Origin of the sequence: Rhodococcus sp. JVH1 (genome assembly GCF_000280725.2) — a bacterium.
In the GTDB taxonomy this organism is placed as follows: Bacteria; Actinomycetota; Actinomycetes; order Mycobacteriales; family Mycobacteriaceae; genus Rhodococcus_F; species Rhodococcus_F jostii_A.
In genome coordinates this window covers 4,965,577-4,984,211 of the sequence record NZ_CP166289.1, presented here as the reverse complement: position 1 = coordinate 4,984,211, position 18,635 = coordinate 4,965,577, and the positions used below count along the sequence as shown (strand labels likewise).

14 protein-coding genes are annotated in these 18,635 nt (G+C 63.1%); 9 read left to right on the top strand and 5 right to left on the bottom strand.

Features of this window, described 5'->3' with window-relative positions:
* Positions 1-12: 12 nt before the first annotated feature.
* Genes JVH1_RS23000 through JVH1_RS22985 form a run of 4 tightly spaced genes read right to left on the bottom strand, consistent with a single transcriptional unit; the run spans position 13 to position 4,950 of the window.
* Positions 13-858 (bottom strand): PaaX family transcriptional regulator C-terminal domain-containing protein, encoded by an 846-nt coding sequence (locus JVH1_RS23000; RefSeq protein WP_009475561.1) that lies wholly within the window; start codon positions 856-858, stop codon positions 13-15.
* Between the two features lie 9 nt (positions 859-867).
* Positions 868-2,757 (bottom strand): AMP-binding protein, encoded by a 1,890-nt coding sequence (locus tag JVH1_RS22995; RefSeq protein WP_063720688.1) that lies wholly within the window; start codon positions 2,755-2,757, stop codon positions 868-870.
* Between the two features lies 1 nt (position 2,758).
* Positions 2,759-3,571: an SDR family NAD(P)-dependent oxidoreductase gene (locus tag JVH1_RS22990; RefSeq protein WP_051033684.1), complete on the bottom strand. Its 813-nt coding sequence runs from the start codon at positions 3,569-3,571 to the stop codon at positions 2,759-2,761.
* The gene (locus JVH1_RS22985; protein ID WP_009475564.1) at positions 3,568-4,950 is read right to left on the bottom strand and encodes an MFS transporter; all 1,383 of its coding nucleotides are present in this window, start codon (positions 4,948-4,950) and stop codon (positions 3,568-3,570) included. The genes JVH1_RS22990 and JVH1_RS22985 overlap by 4 nt, the downstream gene beginning before the upstream one ends.
* A 421-nt stretch (positions 4,951-5,371) precedes the next feature.
* Here JVH1_RS22985 and JVH1_RS22980 point away from each other — a divergent pair, with 421 nt between their 5' ends.
* The 5 genes from JVH1_RS22980 to JVH1_RS22960 all read left to right on the top strand — a co-directional run bounded on the left by JVH1_RS22980 (position 5,372) and on the right by JVH1_RS22960 (position 12,339).
* Positions 5,372-6,535: a 2-hydroxyacyl-CoA dehydratase subunit D gene (locus tag JVH1_RS22980; RefSeq protein ID WP_009475565.1), complete on the top strand. Its 1,164-nt coding sequence runs from the start codon at positions 5,372-5,374 to the stop codon at positions 6,533-6,535.
* 30 nt (positions 6,536-6,565) lie between these two features.
* Positions 6,566-7,891 carry a 2-hydroxyacyl-CoA dehydratase subunit D gene (locus tag JVH1_RS22975; protein ID WP_009475566.1) on the top strand — a complete coding sequence of 442 codons (1,326 nt, stop codon included), beginning with the start codon at positions 6,566-6,568 and terminating at the stop codon, positions 7,889-7,891.
* A gap of 20 nt (positions 7,892-7,911) precedes the next feature.
* The gene (locus JVH1_RS22970) at positions 7,912-8,790 is read left to right on the top strand and encodes an acyl-CoA dehydratase activase (protein ID WP_009475567.1); all 879 of its coding nucleotides are present in this window, start codon (positions 7,912-7,914) and stop codon (positions 8,788-8,790) included.
* A 177-nt stretch (positions 8,791-8,967) separates the two neighbouring features.
* Positions 8,968-9,903, top strand: coding sequence for a hypothetical protein (locus tag JVH1_RS22965; protein ID WP_009475568.1), 936 nt, complete (start codon positions 8,968-8,970; stop codon positions 9,901-9,903).
* Between the two features lie 627 nt (positions 9,904-10,530).
* The gene (locus JVH1_RS22960) at positions 10,531-12,339 is read left to right on the top strand and encodes a zinc ribbon domain-containing protein (RefSeq protein WP_043779343.1); all 1,809 of its coding nucleotides are present in this window, start codon (positions 10,531-10,533) and stop codon (positions 12,337-12,339) included.
* A 191-nt stretch (positions 12,340-12,530) separates the two neighbouring features.
* On the opposite strand, the gene JVH1_RS22955 is transcribed toward JVH1_RS22960, so the two are convergent.
* Complete coding sequence (locus tag JVH1_RS22955; RefSeq protein WP_009475570.1) at positions 12,531-13,322, bottom strand: SDR family NAD(P)-dependent oxidoreductase; 792 nt, start codon at positions 13,320-13,322, stop codon at positions 12,531-12,533.
* A 352-nt stretch (positions 13,323-13,674) separates the two neighbouring features.
* On the opposite strand from JVH1_RS22955, the gene JVH1_RS22950 reads away from it, so the two are divergent.
* The 4 genes from JVH1_RS22950 to JVH1_RS22935 all read left to right on the top strand — a co-directional run bounded on the left by JVH1_RS22950 (position 13,675) and on the right by JVH1_RS22935 (position 18,626).
* Positions 13,675-15,303: an AMP-binding protein gene (locus tag JVH1_RS22950; RefSeq protein ID WP_009475571.1), complete on the top strand. Its 1,629-nt coding sequence runs from the start codon at positions 13,675-13,677 to the stop codon at positions 15,301-15,303.
* A gap of 69 nt (positions 15,304-15,372) precedes the next feature.
* Positions 15,373-16,425 carry a nitronate monooxygenase family protein gene (locus JVH1_RS22945; RefSeq protein ID WP_009475572.1) on the top strand — a complete coding sequence of 351 codons (1,053 nt, stop codon included), beginning with the start codon at positions 15,373-15,375 and terminating at the stop codon, positions 16,423-16,425.
* A gap of 42 nt (positions 16,426-16,467) precedes the next feature.
* Positions 16,468-17,319 carry a PaaX family transcriptional regulator C-terminal domain-containing protein gene (locus tag JVH1_RS22940; protein ID WP_237735150.1) on the top strand — a complete coding sequence of 284 codons (852 nt, stop codon included), beginning with the start codon at positions 16,468-16,470 and terminating at the stop codon, positions 17,317-17,319.
* Between the two features lie 134 nt (positions 17,320-17,453).
* Positions 17,454-18,626: a 2-hydroxyacyl-CoA dehydratase subunit D gene (locus JVH1_RS22935; RefSeq protein ID WP_009475574.1), complete on the top strand. Its 1,173-nt coding sequence runs from the start codon at positions 17,454-17,456 to the stop codon at positions 18,624-18,626.
* Positions 18,627-18,635: the final 9 nt, after the last annotated feature.

Here is an 18,635-nt window from a genome sequence, read left to right as displayed (position 1 = left end):
GACCACCGCGACCTATTTCGGCGCGGATTCCTCGACGACCCTGAGCCAATGCGCATGGGCCTGCGCTGCCCACTGTTCGCGGCGTCGCTGAAACAGCACGGCGCCGTCACGACCGATCCATTCCGGCAAGAGTTCCTTGGGAAGTTGTGGGTCGAGCCTCATGAACCTCTGCTGCAGACTCACGAGTTCGATGTAGGCAAGTAGCAGTTCGTCGTCGTCGCCCGGCTCGGATGCACCGTCCTGCGTAAGCAGTGTTCGGTAGCTTTCGGCAAGGTCGGTCAGATCCCAGGCTCGATCGACGACTTCGTGGTTGCCCAGTCCTCCCGGGTGAAGATTCCCGGTGAGGACGAGTGCCGATTCGGTCAGACCGAGCGTCGAGATCAATTCGCTCAGCTCTCGCGCTCTGTCGACGTGCGGTGTAACCCAGACTCCTGGTGTGGGATTGCCCATCCCCAACCACGTCAGTCCTCCGTTGAGACGGTTGCGAACCGAGTTCTTGCGTTGGGGCACGGTGATCGTCAGCACGAGCCATTCGTCATCCCACGGAGACGGTCCGTCGAGGAACGCATGCGACCGCTTGATGCCGTCGGCCGCCAACGCGCGACCGTGGTCGGCGAGATGCCAGCGCACCCCACGACCGACGCGTTCCCGCTTGATCCACGTGGCCGATGCGGCGCGCGAGAGCAATTGCCGTGCAGCGTGATCCTCTATCCCCATCCCACCGAGGACCTTCATCAGGGCAGCCGTCCACGCCCCCTCCTCGGCGTCGTACAAAAACTCACCGATGACCGTCAACAGCATCGACCGCGCACTCGGCGGCGGCAGTGGCTGCCGCGCAAGACGGTTGGACGCAATCAACGAGTCCTCCTACTGTGTCGCAACGAATGTACCCACTTCGACCCGCACCGAGAACTCGTAAGCCCCCAACTTCTCCTCCAACGACTCGATGTCGACGCTCGATGCCGATGCGGGTGTCAGCGTCACGGTCACTTCCCGACGAAGACCGGTGTCGTCGAGTGCGATATCACAGACTACGGGTGCCCGGCTCGAGCTCGAAACGACGTGACGAACCTCGTCCTTCAACGCCAGTGCTCGTAGTGCGGGCTTCGATATCTTACCGACGGGCGTCAGCGGCAGCCGATCCAGCACCGTGACATGGACCGGGGTAGCCGCTTTCTCCTGCACATGTTCTCGGCAGAACTGCAATAGTTCGGCGGGCTCGGCAACAGACCCGGCCTTGAGCTGAACATAGGCGACCGGCATCTCCCCCTTCGCCTGGTCCGGTCGACCTACCGCAGCCACCACTTCGACCGCCGGATGCGAGCCCAGCGCCTCCTCGATATCTCGTGGATCGATGTTGTGACCACCACGGATGATCAAATCCTTGCTGCGTCCCGAAACCCAGACGAATCCGTCTTCGTCCACCGTGCCTAGATCGCCCGTCCGTCCCCACACTCCCCCGCCGGGCACACCGGTCACGAAGAAGCCGGCATCGAGATGCGCGTCATGGTATCCGGGGCTGACAGTCGGTCCGCCGATCAGCAACTCTCCCTGCTCCCCTGGATTGCAGTCACGCATCCACCGGCCGTCGATATCGAGAACGACAGCGCGCACCCGGGAGTGCGGCAGGGACCGGCCGGCCGAGCCCACGCGCGGTTCGACGCCGTCGTTCGGATGTCCGGTGATCGTTCCGTGAAACTCTGTGCCTCCCCAACATTCGCGCAGCCATATTCCGAACCGATCGTGGAACGTCCGGATCAGAGCAGTGGAAACCGTGCTTCCACCGACGTGGAAATCGGTCAGCGTCGTCGAGCCCTTCGGTGCGTCCGCCGCGTTCAAGATCGCGAATGCTGTCGTCGGGGTGGTCATCGTCGATGTCATGCCGTATCGCTCGACGATCGCCCAGAAATTCTCGACAACGTCCCGAGACCGGAAGCCACCGGACGTCAAAGTCAGCAACGTCTGTCCGTAGACGACCGATCGAAGGGCAAGCGCGATGCTTCCGCCGCAGTGAAAGTTCGGCATACCGTGGCCAACCACGGCATCTTCCTCGCACCCCATCAGTGCTCCGACGTTCCACGCCACGACGAGTTGGCCGCTCTGCGACATGCGCACCAACTTCGGCGCACCCGTCGTACCACCGGTGGGCATGACCATTGCATCCCGGTGGGGGTCGTCGTCGACGTCGACGGTGCGGCCGCGATGTTCGGTCAATGCTTCCGTGAACGTGCTGTTGTCACCGCCGACGAGAAGGACATCCCGAAGCGTCGGGACACTCGTCAGAACCGCATTGGCTTCCACACCGCGTTCCCGAAGGATCTCGTCAGTCGTGACCAGGACGGTCGCCGAGGTGAGCTTCAGGATGTTGACGAGCGAGGCGAGTTCGAGAAAGGGGTTCAGCGGCACGGCCGTACCCACCCGCTGAGCTCCCCAGGTGGCGAACAATCCCTCGGGCACCATCGGAACCATCACGGCGACGACACTCGGTGCGTCCGCCGCACGCTCGAGGAACACCGATGCCGATGCCTCCACCCCTTCGAGTAGCTCGCGATAGGTGACCTCTCGGGTCGGCGTCGTGAAGTCCGGCGCGTCGAGATGCAGAATCGCGCTCTTGTCCGGGTGCCGACGAGCCGATTCGGTCAGGCATGCGTGAATGGTCGATCCGGGTAGCAGGTGCTGGTGTCGCTGCTGTTCCACGTCGAGGATGTCCTCTCTCGACCGGACACGACGGCGCACCAAGGGCGCACGTGTGCTCATCTCAGGCAACGGAGATACCACCGTTCACACTGATCACCTGTCCTGTGATTCTGCGCGAGAGCGGAGATGCGAGGAACAGAATTGCGTCGGCCAGATCCTCGGGCTCGGTGAGACCCAGCTGAGCCTGTGAGACGATCTTGTCGAAGATCTTCTTGCTGAACTCGGCATTCATGGCCCGATCGTACGATCCGGTGTTGACGATGAGTGACGGTGTCAGAACATTGACACGAACGCCGTATCGCTTGGCTTCGACGGCGAGGGTTTGCGAGAACGTCACGATCGCAGCCATCGCGGCACCGATTCCGGTCTCTCCCGGGGTGGGGACCTTCGCTGCGTCCGACGCGATGGTGACGATCGCGCCGTGTCCGCGCTCGCGCATCACGGGCACGACGGCCCTGCTCATCAAGATCGGTCCGATTGCCTGCTGGACCAAGATGTCGATCAGCTTGCCGGGTTCGATGTCGTGCAGCAACGTGGGCTGATATTGCGCGACCGTAGAGTTGACGAGAACATCGACTGCGCCCAGATGTTCGTGTGCCTGCCGGACGACTTCGTCCGCTGCCCCGGCTTCGTTGACATCTGCCGCGACGAACAGGACATCGCATCCGGGATTGGTCTCTGCGAGTCGAGCAAGTGCGTCCTTGCCGCGACGGTCGCTACGGCCGACCAGTACCTGCTTCGTCGCCCCTGCGTCGGCGAAGTATCTCGCGGTGGCGAGACCCACCCCCGACGTCCCACCCGCAATGAGAATGCCTGAGCCGGAAAAGTCGTACCCTCGCTGCGCGGACAGTGGCGATGTGTGCGGAGGGATCATTGTACGTTGCTCGCTTTCATTGAAGATGACGGAGAAGTCTGCGCGACGGCCGAGGCCTGCTGCGGAGCGTGAAGCTTGACGATGTAGGCGGCGCTGAATGCACCCAGAGCGCAGAGTGCGAGGCACAGTGCGCTGACGGTCCACACACCGCCCGCGGTGGGCTCGAGCGCGGTCGCGACCAGTGGTGCGAAGCCGGCAACCAGCGCCGCCAGCTGCATTCCGAACGATCCCGCGGTGTATCGCACAGCGGCAGGCAGGCTCTCCACGACGAAGGCCGGGAAGATACCGTTGACCACCGCGTGCCCCAGCCCTGCAACGAGGATGAGTGAGATGAACACCAGCGCCAGGTTGCCGACGCCGAGCATTGCGAAGTAGAAGAATAGAAGCACGGCCTCGCTGAGCAAACCGAAGACGATGAGTCGACTCCGACTGACCCTGTCGGAGAGTGCCCCCCACACCGGGTTCATGAGGACTACGACCAGCGTTGCCGCAGAGACCACCCACAACATGCTCGTTCGAGGAATACCCGACTGGTTGACGGCATAACTGAGGCTGTACACGGTGATGACGTACCAGATGGACATCATTCCGGCCATGATGAACGTGATACCGAGGATCGTCATCGGATGCTTGGACAGCGCGTCACGGATCGGATTGTGCTTGACCGCTGCCGCGTCAGAGGACGAAGCTGCACGGTCGGTCTGACTCTGCTTGAAGTCCGGTGTCTCGTCCAGACCGCGACGGATCAACATTCCGACGAGAACGATGACGGCACTGAGCAGGAACGGAATCCGCCAACCCCACGAATTGAACCGATCGTCCGGCATCAGCGTGACGACGGCGAAGACGATCGTCGCGAGGAGGGTTCCGCCCTGGGCGCCCGCGGTGGAGAAGCTGCCGTAGAAGCCACGCTTGTTCTTCGGGGCATGTTCGACCGAGATGAGGACAGCTCCGCCCAGTTCACCGCCGACCGCGAGTCCCTGCAGGACTCGTAGAACGACCAGAAGGATCGGGGCAAGCGAACCGATCGAGTCGTAGGTGGGCAGCAAACCGATACACACGGTCGCGGCGCCCATCACGGAGATCGTGAGTAGCACTGCAGTCCGGCGACCGTGCTTGTCGCCGATGTAGCCGAACAGCAACCCGCCGAGTGGACGAGCTACATATCCCGCGGCGAAGGTGGCGAAGGACAGCAGCAGTGCGACATGAGTGCTGACGTCACGGAAGAAGAGGTCGCCGAAGACGAGGGCTGCGGCAGTTCCATAGGCAACGAGGTCGTAGTACTCGATTGCCGATCCCGAGAAGGCCGCAAGAGATGCACGGCGGGAGGTTGCTTTCGATGGTGGCGTGACTATGTCGAGAGGCAGGGACGAAGTCATATCTGCTCCTGGAGCACTGGAAGAGGAAGGATCGCGACGAAGGGTCGACCGCGACGTCGATTGCCGAGCGGTCCGCGAATGGAATGACCATAAAATGTGACGTGCATCTCGTCAAGTGGACCGTCTGGACGGATTCGGGTGAGGCCGGTTGCATGCAAACGTATTTCGTCATTTCGCGCGAGCCGGCAGCAAGCCGCCACACATCGCTCCCATGATCCGGTTCGCACGTTCGTAGCCTCCACATCCGCCTCGCACTCATCAGAGTAGCCCATCTAGCTGCAACGTTGTACAAATTTTTAAACATCTAGTTGCAACTTGTGAAAAATGGGCGCATGATCGCTCCTGTCGGGTACGTCACAGCCGAAGACGCGTGCCTGGGTCCAGCACCATGATTTACACGAGAAAAGGACGGGCGAGAACCATGCCGTCGACATTCACACGGGCAATGCGCGCCATGAGCGCCGTCGCCGATAGTCCGAACGACTATGTCGCACAGTGGAAAAAACGAACCGGTAGACAGGCACTCGGAGTTTTTCCGATGAACTTCCCCGCCGAACTCGCGCACGCCGCAGGTGTACTTCCCGTGATCATCCAAGAAGACCGGCAACCGATCACAGTCGGGCGTAATCTGCTGGGCGAGTTCAACTGTGGATACACCCGAAACGTCGCCGATCAAGCAGCACTCGGCCGATTGGACGTCTACGACGGCTTCTTCCATGCCGACCATTGCATCCAGTTACTGGGTGCCATCGACGTCGTGCGCGAGGATGAATCGGACAAGCCGGTCTACTTCGGCCAATTGATGTCCTCTATGAGCGACGATTGGGCATTTCCGCAGGTACTGGGAAAAATGGAAGATTTTCGCAGCGAGCTCGAGAAATTCGCTGATCGCAGGATCTCCGACGCGGATCTCTCGCGAAGCATCGACGTCTTCGACGCCAACCGGCGCCTGATGCGGACGATCTTCGAGAACAGGCGGTCCGGCGACGCCGCACTGACATCCGCCCAGCTCCAGGTCCTCGTCAAGTCCAGCATGATCATGGACAAGGAGGAACACACAGAACTGCTTCGCGACGTGATGGGCGACTCGAGCCATGTGCCGCGCGACGACCGCATCCGCATCCACCTCTCCGGCCACTTCTGCCACGCCCCCAAACCGGAACTCCTGGACATCATCGAGGACTGCGGAGCCATCGTGGTCGACGACGACCTCTTCCACGGAACACGATATGTGTCAACAGATATCGGATCTGGAGGCGATCCTCTCGAAGCCCTCGCGTCGGTGTACCTCCGGCGCAACACCGCCGTACCCTGCCCCACCCGGGTTCAGCACGAAGTGGACTGGGACCGGTTCCTCGTCGACTCGGTCGACGCCAGCGGCGCGCAGGGCGTCATCGTCCTGATGGCGAAGTTTTGCGAACCGCACATGCTCTTCTACCCGGAGCTGCGGAAAGCATTGGAAGCCAAATCGATTCCTCTGCTGCTCATCGAAACCGAACACGAGGGTCTACCGATGGAATCCATCCGCACCCGGGTGGAAGCGCTGGTGGAGCGAATCAGACGCAAGCAACTGTCCACCGTTTAGCACCCACACCCACCTTCGGAGGAATCTACTGTGTCAGCCCCCACGCTCGGCAATTCCAACAAGATCGTCATCCCGACCGCCACCAACATGGTGGGCGACTACTGGGAGAACCTGTTCACGGCGAAGGAACGCGGCAAGCAAGTGGTCTGGTACAACGGTTCAGCCGTGAACCCGATCTTCCAGGCCGCCGGACTCGAGTGGTGCCACGGCGAGGCGTTCTCGGCACGCCTGGCCGCACAACAGCTCGAGAAGCCGGCCCAGCTCGCCGGCGAGGAATACGGGTACATCGGCGAGTTGTGTTCATACGCAAGAACACATCTCGGTTGCGCCGTACTCACCAAGCAGGCCAAGTCCGAGGATGAGAACGGCATCGTCGGACTCGTCGACCAACAGCAACTCGCCTCCCGCCTGCCTGCACCGGACTTCTTCGTCAACGCGTACGCCGGCTGCAGCACCGGCCAGCAATGGGACGAAATTTCGTACCGCGTCTTCGGAAAACAGGTGCCGATCTTCAACGTCTCCCTCCCCTTCCTGCCCAGCAACAAACCCGACGCAGGCTACCTTCGCGGTGAGGAGTGGGAGCAGGCCTCACGTTATGTGGCCGATCAACTGCACAAGCTGATCGCCTTCCTGGAGACGATGACAGGCCGGCCATTCGACTGGGATGCGCTACGGCAGAACATGTCCTACATCAAACGCGCCTCGGAACTACGACGCGAGGCGATGGCGCTGTGCCGTGCCGCCCCGACACCGGCCACCTACTGGGACTGGATCGCCAGCATCGCGCACATCAACTTCATGCCCGCCGGACCGGAATTGGTCCAGTACTTCGCCGACGTCAAAACCGAAGTCCAGTACCGTCTCGACCACGCCATCCCCGGCGTCCGCAACGAGCGCTACCGTCTCTACTTCGACGGCATCATGAACTGGAACAAGCTCGGCTGGCTCTCGCGCAAATTCGCCGACGCCGACGTCGCCGTGGTCTGCGGAAGATACACCCACAATGCGTTCTGGCAGGAACCGCACCTGATCGACACGGAAGATCCCATTCTCGGTATGGCGCAGCACTATCTGCTGTGCCCGACGAACCACGGCGTAAAGACGCTCAAGCACCTCACCAACCGCGATTGCATCGACTACGGAATCGACGGAATCGTCTTCCACGCCTCCCGTACCTGCCGAGCATTCACCAACCCCCAGCACCTGCTCGCGAAGTCGGCGCAGAAAGAACTCGGAATCCCCTCGATGTTCTTCGAAGGTGACGTCGCCGACGCATCCTTCTACAAGGACGAGATCCTCGAAAGCCGTCTGGCAGCCATGCTCGAGGGCATCGACGTCCGCCGAAGCCGGGTCTGATCGACGTGACGGAATACTTCATGGGAGTCGACCTCGGATCGACGTCCGCCAAAGCCGTCATCCTCGACGGGTCCGCAGCATTTCTGGGCGCGAGCGCCATTCAGATGGGCGCCGTGAGCCGAGCTGGAATGCGGCAGGCAATCGACGACGCCCTCGGCCGGGCCTCGGTGGCGCCGTCGCAGATCACGGCTACCATCAGCACCGGCTACGGTCGCAGACTCGTCCCCGGCATCGGGCGGACGTTCACCGAGATCACCTGTCATGCGCGCGGCGTCGCAGCATTGTGCCCCGGCGTCCGATTGATCGTCGACATCGGTGGGCAGGACAGCAAGGTCATCGCTGTGGACGGCGAGGGACTCGTCGAGGACTTCGCAATGAACGACCGATGTGCAAGCGGCACGGGGCGATTCTTCGAGGTACTCGCGAGGGCCATCGAGTGCGAGGTCGACGAGCTGGCCGACCTCGCCCTGTCGGGTGAGAAGAACCTGGAGGTCAGCAGCATGTGCGCAACCTTCGCCGAAACCGAGATCGTGTCGCTGCTCGCAAGCGGGTGCGAGCGGACCGACATAGCCGCCTCCGTTCACCGGGCGGTTTCCGCCCGGACGCTCGGTTTGATTGCCCAGGTGGGCAAGAAGACGCCGGTAGTGATGACCGGTGGGGTGGCGAAGAATGCCGCGGCCGTCCACTTCTTGAGCTCGGCACTGGGGGTGCATGTGGATGTCCCGCCGGACCCGCAGATCACCGGCGCCTACGGTGCAGCCCTCCTCGCGCTCGAGACTTGCGGCACCGTGGCTTCGCCCCCGGACGTCGAACTCTCGCCCACCGGCCCGCCGGCCCACTCGTGCGGAGACTGCACCGGCTCGATCGAACTGCACATGCCGACCGTACCGGCGTCATAACGCGGTCGCCCAGCCTGCTGAACAGCCGTAGCTGCACCAGGAGATCAATGAAGCACACGCGAAACTCTTTCACCTCACCCACGACGAACTCCTTGCCCACCATCATGCGGTGATCTACGCGGTAGGTGCGCCGCCGACAAGCGACTGGGCATTCCCGGAGAAGACCTGGAGGGCAGCGTGTCGGCGGCCGACCTGGTCGGGTGGTACAACGGCCATCCCGATCACGCAGACCATGACTTCGACCGGTCCGCCGAGCGAGCGGTGATACTGGGCAACGGGAATGTGGCGCTGGATGTCGCACGAATCCTCACACGCGACGTCAAGGAGTTGGCACGCACGGATATCGCCGGACATGCCCTATCGGCGCTGGCCGGCAGCAGTATCCGTGAGGTCGTTGTAGTAGGACGCCGCAACCCGGCGCACGCCGCTTACACGACACCCGAGTTGCTGGGCCTCGCCGGATTGACATCCGAGGTCGAGCTAACCCTCGACTGTCCCGCGATGGAAGTCCACCCCACACAGAACGACATCGACCATCCAGCCTATTCGCCGGCAACCCTGAAGGCGCAGGTTGCAGATGAGCTCGCCTTACGACCCGCAAGCGGCGCCCCTCGACGAATAGTGCTGCGCTATCTGGCATCACCGGTGGAGATCCTCGGCGACGATCGCGTTCGAGGAATTCGCCTGCGACGCAATGAGATGGTCGCTGGCGGTAATAGCCGTTCCGGCATCCGGCCGACCGAGATCACAGATGTACTCGAGTGCGGACTCGTCGTACGGTCAGTCGGCTACCGGGGCCGCCCGGTGCCCGGCCTTCCCTTCGACATCGACCGCGGAATCATTCCGAACCACAACGGTCAGGTTGTGGATCCGAGTACAGGAGAAACTCGGACGGGTGTGTACATGACCGGGTGGATCAAACGTGGCCCTTCCTGTGTCATCGGTACGAACAGGCAGTTTTCGATCGAGACGGTCGAACGTATTCTCGACGACCACACGTACGGACGACTCACACCTCCATCGGGCGATCGTCGATCGTTGGTGGATCTCGTGCAAGAACGCAGACGGAATCGATCGACTACGAAGGCTCTCATCTGTTGCCAATGTATCTAATACTCTCTGTCAGTTTCTGGCCCTGTCTGTCACCGCGGATTGGCGTCTGCGGAGTTCGTGGGCTGCCGGTCGTCGGGTGCGCAAGGGCGCCGACGGAGGGCCGGTTGCCGTCTCCGCGCGCGGGTTCGGGTCCTCAACTCTGTGGTCGCGCGGACCCGGGGCGCCTCTCTAGGGAGGCTGTATCAGGTTGCGCGGGAGCGACTCCCGTGAGGGAGGAGGTATTCATAGGGGTGCCGGGTGCCGGGTTCGGTAGGACGGGACGAATCGCCAGCCGATCAGCACAATGTTGCGGGAGAATGCTATTGGTGCGGGATCTCGGATCTGCAAGGATCCCGGTTCGTGTCTCGAGAGAGCAGCGAGCGGGGCGCGGGCGGATGCTCGACCCTGCGGCTCGGGCCGACACCCGGTGGTGGGGTGTGGCGGGATCGACTGGCTTAGCTCATAGGTGGCGCGGATCGAGCGGTTCTTGTCGGAGGTCGGCGTTACAGTCGAGGCCCTGCGAGAGGTGGCGTCGCAGAGGGCGGGAAAGGGGGGTGGTCGATGAGCTTGTCGGGGATGGCGGCTCTTCTCGGAAGAGAAGATCGGCCTGGGCTTGTTCGGGTTGTTCCTGGCGCCGGGTCGGCCGGCATGACCGGGCCGGGATCGGCTGCGCCGCGGCAGTTCGCGTTCACCACCCGCGCCCACGTGGCGGTCGACGACATAACCGGTGAGCCGATCGGACTCGACGACGTCGACACCCGGGTGCGGTGGTTGCTCGACCTGATCGCCGCGGCCGGCACCGAGTTGACGGCGCGGCTGTGGCAGCCGGACACCTTCGATGTCCTCGCCGCCGGCGTGGACCACCGGGACCGGAGGCTGCCCGCACAGGGTCATGTCGCCGCGTCCCGCCTCGGCTGGAACCCGCACTACCCGGACGGGGTCTACGTGCCCTCACGGGTGACCCGGGTGGTGACCGCGCAGGTGATGGCCACCCTGCGGGCCCTCGCTTACCGGGACACCGCGATCACATCGCTCTCTCAGCGGTTCGACCCGGCCACCGGCACTGTGGCACCGCCGACCGAACCGGGCGACTGGGTGCCATTGGGTTTCGCCCGGGGCGTGCGGCGCCAGCTCATCGCCCGCGCCCGCCGCGAGGGCGACGCGGTACTGGCCGGCCGGTTGCGGATCACCGACATCCAGGAACCACCGCAGACGAGCGCGATGGCCCGGCTGTCCGCCGCCGATCGGCAACTCGCACAACTCACAGTGGCAGAGCGTGAGTTGGTGTTGACGGTGAAACTGCCCACCACGGCAGCCCCGACAGGACGCGCGCACTGGCGACGGGTCCGGCTGACCGCCACCATCCCCGCGCACCTGCACGGCCGAGCGATCACCGACTGGCATCTCCCGACCCTGGTCCTCGACCAAAGGGGTCTGCTGTTGCGGTGCGCCGCCACCGAGACGGTCCCCGTCGCCGATGTGACATCGGGAACTACCGCGGTGGGGGTCGATTGGTCCCCGTCCACGCTCGGTGCCGCCGCCATCACCACCGAGAACCTGGACGGGTTGTCCTCGGACTTTCGGGGTTGGACGTACGATGACCGCGGCCTCGGGACCAAACTGGCGCGCCTGCAAGCGGAGGGGCAGATGCTGCACCGCAAGGCGGCCCGGTTGACCCAACTCGCCACCAACGCCGAACCCGAGGCCCGCGCCCGGCTGGAGGCGAAGATCGCCGTCCTCGACGCCCACCGCGAGGCGGTGGGTATCAAGCGGGGGAAGATCAACCGAGAACTGGGATTCCACTTCGCCCGCCAGGTCACCGACTACGCCGAGGCGGCGGGCGCACGGGTGACCGCGGTCGAGGACCTCACCACCCTCGAGACCCGCGGGCACGGACGGGTCAACAACAATCGGGCCGCGCAGTCCGCCCGCCGCCACGCCGTTACCGCCCTCGCCCACACCGCCGCAGAGGTCGGCATCGCGGTGGTCTCGGTGCCGGCCCGCGGATCCTCCGCACGGTGTCCGGGGTGCGACGAACCCCTTTCGCGCCCCGGCGGATACCACAGTGCGTGGTGTTCGGGCTGCCGGGTCGGCGGCAACCGCGACCACATCGCCGGGGTCAACCTGGCCAAACGCGCCCTCCTCGGCAAAACCACGGTCACCCGGCGGCGGGGGCAGATGCCCGCGATCCGGGTCGCCGAGCACGCGCCGGTCCGCAAGTCCCGGGACAAGACCAGCCCGACCCCGAGCAGGCCGCGGCACCGCCGGGTCCGCCGCAGCCTCCCCACCGCAACACCGCGGGCGGGGGTGACTCCGAACAGATATGTTCCTGCACCACAAGCGTCGGTGTGGGACACGGTCAAACCCGCACCACCTCACGGTGATGCGGGTAGCCCTGACACACGTCCATCTCTACCGCCCGCCACGCAAGTGGCAGACAGTATGAGATCTATGTAGACGCTGGCAGGCCATCGATCAGTTCGAACGAACTACCGGGAAGCAGGCGGGACGCCCGCGGGTCAAGATCGTCGACATCGATGGCATGCTTGCTCGGGCCCAATTGTCCTGACGTTGCGCCCTCACCGCCCCACCGCCCCTGGCGGCGATTGCTCCCCGCGGCAGGAGGGCGAGGGTGGGTTCATGGTGCGTCAGAAGGCAGAGATCCCGCCGTTGACGCTGATCGTCTGACCGGTCAGGCGGGCTGCATCGGGCCCGCCGAGAAACACGATGAGGGACGCGAGATCCTCGGGCACAGCCACCCCGAGATGAGCTTGAGCTGACGCCTTCTCGAAAAGCGACTTGCTGAAACCATCGCTGAGCACATTGGCCGCTGTGGGTGTGCCATCGATCAGTGACGGAGTCACCGCGTTCACTCGCACACCGTTGCGCTTGGCTTCGATCGCGGTAACCCGCGTGAACATCACGATCGCGGCCATCGCGGCCCCGAGGGCACTCTCACCGGGCGTCGGCACCTTGGCTGCGTCCGACGCGATGTTGACAATGCTTCCCCCTCCCTGTTGTTGCATCAGCGGCAACACTGTCCGGGTCATCAGCATCGGGGGTAGAGCCTGCCCCATCAGGATGCCCGCGATGTCGGCGACCGGAGTACGGTGCAGCAGCTCAGGCCGGTAGGACGTGGTGGTGGAGTTGACAAGAACATCGACCGATCCCAACACCCGGTGAGCAGCGGCGACGGAAGATTCCACCTGGCCGATGTCGGATGCATCAGTCGCGATGAAGGTTACGTCGGCATCCGAACACCGATCCTGGACCGTTCGCTCTGCGGCCTTCCCTCGCTCTTCGTTCCGACCGAGCAACACGATTCGGCGTACGCCCGCGTCAACAAAGCCGAGAGCCGTCGCGAGGCCGACACCTGAGGTGCCACCGGCGATCAGCACTCCCGAGTCTTCGTAGTTCCGGACCAGCGTGGATGAGGACATGCACTACCTCCAGGGGCGATGCTATTACAGCATAGTTGACAGATATTGATGTGTCATGGACATTTATGTAGAGTATAGACACAACGCAAGGCATCTCCGAAAGGACGTCAGGACCCCGGAGGGCCTAGTTGTTTTTGATTGATGATGAGGTAATCGCTTTATCCTCGCCGGTACCGGAGGCATCCACGACGCCGCCCGGCTCGACGTTCCAGTCATATGACAATGCTGGACGAATTTTGATTTCAATGTATTACTTCAGTGTGTGATAGAGGCAACAAGGTTTCGAGATGTCTCGTGTACCGAGGATCGAAACGACACTTCAACTCGAACGCTGAAGACAGGATTACGCCCCATGCACCCAGAACTATCACTGTGGCCGTCGACTTCCAGCACAGGAGTTCGCGACATTACCCTCGGTGGGTTGCTTCGCGAGGCTGCAAGCACAGTGCCCGACCGCATCGCCCTCGTCGACGCCGCTCCGGACCCCAGCGAGCGGACCTCGTGGACCTACAGCGAACTGCTGACCGAGGTCGAGTCGGTTGCCAAGGCACTGCTGACCAAGTGCGAACCTGGAGATCGGATCGGTATCTGGGCCCCGAACAGTGCCGATTGGGTCATCCTGCAGCAGGCCGTCGCGATGGCAGGAATGGTCGTCGTCGCTGCGAATCCCGCCTACCGCGCCCACGAACTCGAATACGTGCTGAAGCAGGCCGGTGCCGTGGCACTGTTCTATCGCGACTCCTACAGAGGAGTCGACCTCCGATCGATCATCGACGAGATCCGGCCCAATCTCCCCGGGCTGCACACGATCGTCAGCACCAGCACGTGGCGGTCGTTCGTCGACGCCGCCGACAGCACGAAGGACTTGCCCGACGTAGATCCCATGGATCCCGTGCAGATCCAGTACACGTCGGGAACAACGGGCTTCCCGAAGGGTGCTCTACTGCACCACAAGGGCATCATCAACGAGGCCAACTTCGTGTTCGACCGCGCCGACATGGAAGAGGCCGGCGTGTGCATCAATGCGATGCCGATGTACCACATCGGCGGCGGCGCGGTCACCGAGTTGGGGACTTTCTCGAAGCGGGGCACCTACGTCGTACTCCCTGCATTCGATGCCGCGCAGACTCTGGAAATGATCGAAACCTACAACGGCACGCACTCGTTGATGGTCCCCACGATGCTCATTGCACTGCTCGAACACCCGGATCTGGCGACGAGGGACATTTCCAGCCTGCGCACGGTGTTGTCCGGAGCCGCAACCGTGCCCGAGAGCCTGATCCACCGAGTCATCGACCGCCTGGACTGCCGGTTCACGATCCTGTTCGGACAGACCGAGATGCACGGTGTGATCAGCCAGACTCGCGTCACGGACGATCCGGTCGATCAAGCAACCACCGTCGGTCAGCCGTTACCCGAACTCGAGGTAAAGATCGCGGACCCGCTGACGGGTGAAGCACTGCCAATCGGTGAGCAGGGCGAAATCTGTTGCCGCGGTTACCAGAACATGCTCGGTTACTACGAGATGCCCGATGCCACCGCCGCAACCATCGACGCCGAGGGATGGCTACACATGGGAGACCTCGGCACCATTGATACCCGGGGCTTCATCAAGGTCACCGGACGCCTTACCGAGGTGATAATCCGCGGTGGCGTGAACCTGTATCCTCGCGAGATCGAGGAGCTACTGTTCCAGCACCCGTCGATCGCCGACGTCATCGTCGTGGGCGTGCCGGACGAGCGGTGGGGTGAGCAGGTGGGGGCAGTCATCCGACTCCACGACGGCCACGATCGTCCCGACCCCTCTGCGCTCAAATCCTGGTGTCGCGAACGCATTTCGGCCCACAAGGCGCCTTCGCTCTGGTATTTCACCGACCAGTTCCCGATGACGCCGAGCGGCAAGATTCAGAAGTTCCGCCTGCGCGACCGAATTATCGCCGGCGAGCTGGCGTCGGCACCCGAACGCGCGGACGTGAGTTGACGCATCGAGGCGCTGACGCACCTACTTTGTAGCACTACGTACACCCCATTTCCCCGGCAGGAGCCCTGCATGCATCCCATCACCAACCGGTATACGCGCCTGATCGGAATCGACCACCCGATCGTCCAGGAAGGACTCGGCCCGTTCCGGACTCCCAAACTCGCGGCCGCTGTCTCCAACGCAGGCGGGTTGGGGACGGTCTCGATGCCCGGCATGCCTACCGACCTCGAGGCAGGCGCACGCACGTTCCGCGAACACATCGAGGAGTGCGCGTCCCTGACCGGCAATCCGTTTGCGGTGAACATTCCGGTCGGTGTCGACGGCAACGGCGTCGTACTGCCGTTTACCGACGTCTACATCCGCACGGTGCTCGAGGCTCGGCGATCAGATTCGGTACTGACCGACCAGTTGACCGTACTCACCACCTCGGCGGGATTCCCCGGCGACTACATCGGGCTGATCAAAGACGCCGGTCTGATCCACCAGCACAAGGTGGGGTCCACGAGGCAGGCCGTCAAGGCCGCAGACGCCGGCGTCGACGTCGTCATTGCTGCGGGTTTCGAGATGGGCGGCCACGCACCGAGCAAAGCCGTTCACTCGTATGTCTTGATTCCCAGTGTCACCGAAGCGGTCGACATTCCGGTTCTGCTCACCGGCGGCGCCCGCGATGCCCGGGGCCTCGCGTCGGCGCTGGCGATGGGCGCAGACGGTGTGGCGATGGGAACCCGGTTCATCGCCAGCACCGCGAACTCCGACTGGCATCCGGCGTATATCCAGGCGATTCTCGGGGCCGGGGAGGGTGACGATGTCGCATTCGACGGTGTCTACGGGCCATGTCGAGGCCTGCGCAATGCTGCATCGAAGATGCTCACGGATCACCAGGAGTCGGCGGGTGAGATCCTCGACACCGTCGAGCTCACACGATGGAAGATCGAATCGATGCAGCGCGCTCAGACCGACGGGGACGTCACCGACGGCCTGGTCCTGACCGGCCAGGTGGCGTCCGCGATCAACGACATCATCGAAATCGCCGAGTTCGTCCCTCGCATGGCGTCCGAGGCGGCCGACATCCTTCGCCGACTGGCATCTGCGTTGCCGACACCGGTGCCGGCGCCGGTCTGAGCAGATTCCCTGGCAGCGGTGGTTCGAGTGGTCGCAGATAGCATGTCGTCCGTGACCGAATCAATGTCGAAGCCGGGTACGGGGGGGTCGACCTCGGTTGGCAGCGCGCGTTCCGCACTCATCTCGATTCTCGGCGAGTTCGTCGCTCCGTACCGTCGACCGGTACGGACGGCGGCGCTGCTCTACGCCCTCACCGGCCTGGGCTTCGGGGAGGCTGCCAGTAGGCAGGCAATCGCTCGCGCGGGTGCATCCGGTCTGATCACCGCCAAACGGGACGGTCGCGAAACGAAGTGGAGCCTCACCGAGCGGGGCCATCAGCTGTTCATCGAAGGTACGACGCGTGTGTTCCCGGACGCATCCCAAGCCGCGCGATGGGACGGCCGGTGGCTCGTCGTCATCGCTCCTGTTCCCGAGTCGCACCGCGCGGTACGGAAGAAGCTGTATGCCGCGTTCCGATGGGCCGGTTTCGGCAATCCCAGCCCCGGTGTGTGGGTCACCCCGCACGTTGATCGCCTGGCCGAAGCCACGAAGGTCATCGATTCCCTCGGACTGTCGCCGAACACCGTCTCCTTCATCGGGTCGCCCGCAGCCGCAGGCATCTCGGAGGACGAGTTGGTGCAGCGTTCGTGGGATCTCGAGAAGATCGCCCACGATTACGACGACCTACTGACCAGGTTCGCAGACAAGAAAGGCCTGGCGGGCGAGGCTGCACTGTTCGCCCACCTGGAGTTGGTGGACGCACTCCGGCAGACGCCCTACATGGATCCACACCTGCCGGACGTCCTCCTCCCCGGCTGGGCCGGCCTCGGGGTCGTGAAACGACTCCAGGATTTCCGCACCGAGTGGGCACCTGCAGCGCACGCGCACTGGCTGTCGATAGCGCGCCTCGACTGAACACCGCTCGAACCGTTCGGGCATACGTCTAACCAGATTTAGTTTTACATTTCTCGACAGCGCCTGTCCTAAAATGTATAGTTCGAGGCAGCGCCGTTGCGGTGCGTTTCACTTCAGGAAGTTGAAGGAGAACAGTGAGCGAACTCCACGCACCCTCGCTGGCCACGCTGCGAATTGCCGCCGACGATCCGGTTTCGTACGCACAGAACTGGAAGGACACACATCGACGACCTGTCATCGGCTCGTTCCCCATGAACTTTCCGTCCGAGATCGTGCATGCTGCAGGCGCCTTGCCGGTGATCGTTCAGGAGAGCAAGACACCGATCACCGAGGGTCGCAGTATGCTCGCCGAGTTCTATTGCGGATACACCAGAAGCGTCGCCGACCAGGCGGCCATCGGCGAACTCGACGTGTTCGACGGATTCGTCGCTGCCGACCACTGCGTTCAACTTCTGGGCGCCGTCGATGCCATCCGCTATGCACGACCCGAAAAGCCGGTGCACTTCGCGCAATTCACCAGCGCGATGGATGACGCCTGGACCAAATCGCGAGTCGACGGCCGAATCGGCGAACTGAAGACCGAGATCGAAACCGTCGTCGGCACTGTCGTGACCGCCGAGGACCTCACACGCAGTATCGGACTGTTCAATGCGAACCGTCGCCTGCTCCGCCGGTTCTACGACTTGCGCCGATCAGGCCTGACACGCATCACTGCCGGCGAGATGCAACTTCTCGTCAAATCGAGCATGGTCATGGATATCGAGGAGCACACAGCCGTCCTCGAGACACTGCTCGATCGACTCGTGCTGCGCGATCAGGCACCGGATGACCTGGTGCGGCTGCATCTTTCGGGTCATTTCTGCCACGCGCCCAAACCTGAGATCCTCGACGTCATCGAGGAATCCGGCGGACTCGTCGTGGATGACGACCTTTACACCGGCTACCGCTACATTTCTACCGATGTCCCCGAAAGCGACGATCCACTGAAGGCGCTGTCGACGTGGTACATGCAGCGAAACATCAACGCACCGTGCCCTACTCGCGTCACCAGCAAGGTTGACTGGGATACGTACCTGCTGGATTCGCTTGCGAAGAGTCGTTCTGTCGGAGTCGTCGTTCTGATGGCCAAATTCTGCGAGCCGCACATGCTGTACTACCCGGAGTTGCGCAAGGCGCTCGAAGAGCACGATGTGCCATCGCTGTTGATCGAGACCGAACACGAGGGCATTCCGGTGGAAACGTTGCGGACCAAGATGGAGACATTCATCGAGCGCATCCGTCGTCATGCCGCACCCGTCCCTGCCTGATTCGTAACC